The organism is Nonomuraea sp. NPDC049637 (assembly GCF_040675235.1).
GTDB lineage: Bacteria > Actinomycetota > Actinomycetes > Streptosporangiales > Streptosporangiaceae > Nonomuraea.
In genome coordinates, this window is record NZ_JBFAOM010000112.1 from 1 (window position 1) to 5313 (window position 5313).

The following is a 5313-nucleotide window of genomic DNA, read 5'->3' on the forward strand; positions in this document are numbered from 1 at the left end:
GACCGGCGTCGACGTCCGGCCGCCCGGGGGGCCAGGGCCGATGCCACGCGGGTGGCCCGTTGTGCCGTATCCGCGTTCACCACCGGGCCCCGGCCCCGAGTGGATCATCGCCGAGCACGATCCTGGCGTGCGGGGCCGCGCCCGCCGCGGTGCGGGCTGCTGAGGTGCAGGCCGGGATGCAGGTAGGTCAGGGCCAGCAGCACGAAGTTGTTGGTCAGTACGGGCACGCTGTAGCGCAGCGGGCGGGGTGCGGCCTGGTCGGAGATGCAGGTGGTGTAGCCGCCGTCGGCGTCCTGGTGGCGCAGCAGGTAGGCCAGGCCGCGCTCGATGGTGGCGGTGTGCTGGTGGGCGGGTGCCAGGGCGGTGAGGGTGTAGGCGGTGCTGATCGGGTCGCTGGGCTCCGGCGGGGGTTTGTCCCCAGCCGCCGTCGGTGTGGGCGGTGGCCAGCAGGCGGCCTTCGGCGGCGGTGATGGCGGGTTGCAGGCGGCCGTGGTGAGCCAGGGGGTGGTGCTGGTAGGCGGCACGGAGCGCATGAATGGCGCGGAACATGGCGTTGGCCTCGCTGAGGCTCCAGCTGCGTTCGAAGGTGCCGTCGGGCTGCTGGGCGTCGAGCAGGAAGCTGATCGCGCGGTGCAGCGGGGCGGCGTGGGCGTGCCGGTAGGGGGCGAGCACCAGGGCGGTGTTGGCGGTCATCGCCGCTTCCGGCGGGTGGCTGGGGTGATAGGTGGCCACGCCGCCGTCGGGGCCGATGAAGCGGCACAGGTTGGCGCGGCCGGCTTCGATCGGCCGGCGGTAGCGGTCGGCGTCGACGGCGTGCAGGAAGGCCAGGACGTGGGCGGTGCTGTCGGTGTCGGTCTGCCGCACGCCTTCGGCATACGGCCAGCCTCCGTCGCTGGCCTGCTGCCCGGCCAGGTAGTCGGCCATCGCGGTGATGGTGGGCGGGCAGGCGCCGGCTCGGGTCAGGGCCAGTCCGGCGGTGGCGGTGGCGAAGATCTCTTCGCTGGTGATGAACGGCAGCCCGTCGTCGGGGTTGAGGGCGGCGACCAGGTGGCCGATGCCGTCGCTGATCACCGGGTGGCCGGGCAGCACGCGGTGCAGCGCCAGCAGGGCGAACAGGTGGGAGAAGGTCATGTGCTCGATCACGCCGTGGCGCTGGCCGTGCTCGGTGGTGGCCAGCAGGCGGGCGGTGAGTTCGGGCGCCACCGGGTCGGCGGTGTTGAGCAGGTGGATGGCCATCAGTCGCAGCCGGGTCCAGGTGGTCTGGCCGCGGTGTTCGAACGCCTCGGAGGGGGCGTGGACCTGGAACGGCTCCGGCCCGACTGCGGCGAGGATCGCGGCCAGGGCGAGCTTCTTGCGGGCCGAGGAATGCTGGTCGGCGCGGTGGAAGGTGGCGTCGATGAGCCGTTCACGCTCGCGTTCGCCGATGGTGATACCGTGCAGGGTGGCGTTGATGACGGCGGCCTCGAACGGCTCGGCCGCCGGCGCGCACCGGGCCAGGTAGGCGTGCAGGCGGGCTTGCCGGTGCGGCAGCCGCCCTTCGCCGCGCAGCAGGGTCAGCAGCAACGCGGACTCGATCGCCCGGCTGCCGGTGGCGCCTTTGATGGCGCCGCGGTCGGAGACCTCGGCCAGGATGCGTTCGCTCAGCCGCTGCGCCGCTCGGCGCACCGCCTCCCCGCTCACTCGCGGCCCACCGGCAGGCCCAGCGACAGCCCCAGCAGCTGACACAGGGACGGACGCAGGGCCAGGACCTGAGCGCTGACCCCAGCGCGAAGCGGCGCCTGGCGGCCGGCCTGGTCGTCCAACCGGCACCGCTCCAGGCATCAAGGACGGCACCGGCCCAGGCGCCGGGCAGGGCTGCGGTTGACCCCCCTTCCTCCGAAGAGGTGGTGGGACGGTCGGGGTTCTCCAGCAGGCCGACGACGCAGGGGCGCTGGGATGGTTTCGCCGCTGCCACCGCCCGGCACTTCCCCGAGGGGCACAGCAGAGGAGCCCTGCCGGGCGGGCGACATGGAGGCCCCTTGGTGGATGACGGGGTGGACGGCCAGAAGCCCTCCGGGGCGGCGCCTACGACGCCTTGGCGTCTGCGAGGGTCTTGTGGACGACGCCGATGGAGACGCCGACTCCGGCGGCGATAGTGCGGATGGATTCCCCGCGCCGGCGGCGAGCGAGGATGGCGACGCGCTTGTCGACGTCGACCACGGGCCGACAGCCGCCACTGCTGGGCGCGCGCTGGAACGAGGACCTGCTGGCCGGACCTGCTGCGGATGGCCGGGTCGCTAAAGTAGGGGGCGCGCTAAGAATCGTGTCATGAGCCCCAAACGGCGTGGCTCGCCGTCCCGAGGGCCTTCCTGACGCGTGCGAAATCGATCGATTCTCAACACCCTGGCCAGAGCCCCCTTCACGAACCGCCGACAGCCCGCAGCGCGAGCCGAGTTGGAGGCTGGCGGCTGATTTCCCAGGTCAGCGCCTACTTGACGGCTGATGGCGCGTTGGTTAACGGCACCCATCTTCGATCGGCACGTACGGGGTGACCCGCACGCCCTCGTGGTGCTGAGCGTGCTGCCAGGGCTGCTGGTCGGCGGGGACGGGCACGAGGGCGAGCCGGGTCATGCGGCACGTCGGCGCGACCTTCCCGCCCACGGCACGCGCTTCCGGCCGGGACCGCGCACCTGGACAGGAAGGCGACCGCAGGGTTCAGGAAGCCCTGAGGTTCTGCTCAGTTCACCTCACCCAGTGCGCCGCGACTGTGGTGCGTCCGTCTCCGTTGCTGATGGTGGCAGTCGAGCCGCCCTGCCCGATGCGGTACGCGTGGAGCGTCAGGACGTCCCCGACGGCGAAGGTGTGCAGGAAAGTCTGCCCGATCGTGTCCTGGACTACCGCGTCGGGGTTCTCGACTGCCGCTCAGGGCCTCGTGCCGGGGATGAGTTGTCCGTTCTTGAACAGTGCCATGGTGACCATAGCTGCGCGGTCGTGGGCGGGCCTACCCTGGCCGCACGGGTGTGGTCGACGATCGAGGGGCCGCACGGCGCGGTACGTCATGAGTCCGGCGCTGATGACCTGAGGTTCAGCACTGGACGTCGTTCAGCTGACGTAGACACCGACTGTCAGATCAGGGAACATCTCGTCACGCGTATCGTCGCTCCTGTAGCGATCATCACGCCAGTATCCACCGTACTTGCGTGCGTAGAAATTGATTCGGTAGTAGTGCCCGCTTTCCGCCGGGAACGCGTAGGAGGCGTTGCCGTTCCTGCCGGTCCACCTCGTGAAGGAGGGGAAGCTGACTTCGCCCTGCTGGTCCATGCGCACTTTGAACGCGCCGTCCATGACGCAGTACGACGGGCAGTCGTCGTACCAGGCCGCTCCCCAATAGTAGAAGAAGTCGCCGGAGACGCCGGCGTGGATGGTCTTGGTGCCGTCGGCGCTTACCCCCACGGTTGCGCACAGTCGCAGGTTGCCCTTGGAGTACTCGTCCCAGGATAGGAAGGTCTTGGTGCCGCTGCTCGGTTCACATGTGCCAGCCAGCACGTGATGAGATGTTGCCGTGAGTGTGGACGCTGTGGCCGGTGTGGGGGCAGCCGCGGCGACGATCGCCAAGGCCGCCATGCCCCTGGCGATCCCTCGCGTCCGGCGCCGCGGCTCTCCCTCACGAGGAGTGCTGCCATGTGTAGTCATATGATTACTTTAAGTTAAGGTGGCGATGATGTAAACCGGTCTTTACGCTCGTTCTCGAACGACTGCAGGGGCGGCACTGGCGACCTCGCGTAATCAAGGGGACCAGGGTGGGCCGGCAGGACCACCGGCCATGGAACGCTCCCATGGGCGTTCCGCCGGCTGGGTCCGGTGGAGACGGGGCATGAACGAGCATCGGAACGAAAAGTCCCGTTAGCAATCGCGCCAGCTAACTATTTGATCTTCTGCTCCTCCGCCTGCTGGGCCTGCCCTACTTTCGGCGGCTATGCCAGTTGAGTTCCTTAGTGATGACGAGGCGGCCGTCTACGGCCGCTTCTCGGGTGCTCCGTCGCAGGCGGAGCTGGAGCGGTTCTTCTACCTAGACGACGCGGATCGGGCGCTGATCGCCGAGCGGCGTGGGACACACGCCCGCCTCGGGTTCGCCCTCCAATGAACGACAGCCCGCTACGTCGGGCGCTTTCTGACCGACCCGTTGGACATGCCCGACGAGGTGTTGGTGTATCTCGGCGAGCAACTCGGGATCGAGGATGTCTCGCAGATCAACCAGCACACCGAGCGGCGCAACACGCCGTTCGAGCACCAGGAGGCGATCCGCAAGGCATACGCGTTGAAGGAGTTCTCCCAGGGAGAGGCGGATTTCATCGTCTGGGCGAGCGCGCGGGCATGGAACACCGGCGACGGCAAGAAGACGATCTTCTATGACGGGGTGACGTGGCTGCGCACCAACAAGGTGCTGCTGCCGCGTGTGACCACGCTGGCCCGGCTGGTCGCCCGGGTGCGGGATGAGGCCACCGACCGGCTCTATGGCGCACTGCGCGAGGTGCTGTAGCCACGGCAGCGGGTGATCCTGGAGACGCTGCTGGAGGTGCCCGAAGGCCGGCGCTCCTCGGACCTGGAACGCTGGCGCAAAGGCCCGGCGGCGCCCTCGGGCAGGAATCTGGAGAAGGCGCTGGAGCTCGCCGCGGAAATCCTCGGAGTGGGGCTGGGGGCCATACCACTGCCGCCGGAGGTGCCGCACCGGCGAACGGTGGATCTGGCGCGGTACGGCATGCAGGCCACGGCGACCACACTGCGCCGCCATGGCCCCTCCCACCAGTTCGCCACGTTGCTGGCCACGGTGATCTACCTGGAGGGCAAGGCGGTCGACGACTGTCTAGAGATGCTGGATCTGCTCGTCACCACCGAGCTGGTCGGCAAGGCTGAGACCGCGACCGACAAGGAGCGGGTACGCCAGCACCCGAAGTTGGCCAAGCACTCGGTGATGGTGATGACGTTGCGGCGGCGGTCGTGGAGGTCGGGGTCGCGCTGGACGACTCCGCGCTGGCCGACTTCCTGAACGAGAACGGCCCACTGACCTAGACGCCGGGCCCCGCGCTGCCACCGCCGAGTGGTCGCGGTCAGTGATCGTCGGGGACCGTGGGATGACGCGACCAGATGCCTCTGCCTACGCTGGGTCGCAGTTGCGTCCCCCGGGAGTCACCATGGCCGACCACCAGCAGCGGACGCGTCTCCCCCGCGCCGCCTCACTGTCGTACCGCCCCATCCCAACACCCCAGCGCCGCCACTCCCGCCAGCAGACACCGGGCAGACCCACACCCGGAACACCGACGATGGGAACAAGGT

At 69.3% G+C, this 5313-nt stretch carries 3 protein-coding genes and 2 pseudogenes; 2 read left to right on the forward strand and 3 right to left on the reverse strand.

Annotation, left to right across the window (positions count from 1 at the left end; all coding sequences use genetic code 11):
• The 3 genes and pseudogenes from AB0J71_RS49715 to AB0J71_RS49725 form a co-directional block, all read right to left on the reverse strand.
• Nucleotides 1-1665, reverse strand: a pseudogene (locus AB0J71_RS49715) (hypothetical protein); the annotation flags it as partial.
• A 399-nt stretch (nucleotides 1666-2064) separates the two neighbouring features.
• Nucleotides 2065-2199, reverse strand: a complete 135-nt coding sequence (locus AB0J71_RS49720) for a hypothetical protein (RefSeq protein WP_364421427.1) — start codon at nucleotides 2197-2199, stop codon at nucleotides 2065-2067.
• Between the two features lie 882 nt (nucleotides 2200-3081).
• A complete protein-coding gene (locus AB0J71_RS49725) occupies nucleotides 3082-3603 on the reverse strand; it encodes a hypothetical protein (protein WP_364421429.1) in 522 nt (173 codons plus the stop codon).
• Nucleotides 3604-3955: 352 nt separating this feature from the next.
• On the opposite strand from AB0J71_RS49725, the pseudogene AB0J71_RS49730 reads away from it, so the two are divergent.
• A pseudogene (locus tag AB0J71_RS49730) lies at nucleotides 3956-4519 on the forward strand (DUF4158 domain-containing protein).
• Nucleotides 4520-4531: 12 nt separating this feature from the next.
• Nucleotides 4532-5026, forward strand: coding sequence for a hypothetical protein (locus AB0J71_RS49735; protein WP_364421431.1), 495 nt, complete (start codon nucleotides 4532-4534; stop codon nucleotides 5024-5026).
• Nucleotides 5027-5313 lie beyond the last annotated feature (287 nt).

Excerpts from the sequence above, each read along its gene's own strand:
- AB0J71_RS49725 (WP_364421429.1), bottom strand. The coding sequence starts at position 3,603 with ATGGCGGCCTTGGCGATCGTCGCCGCGGCTGCCCCCACACCGGCCACA.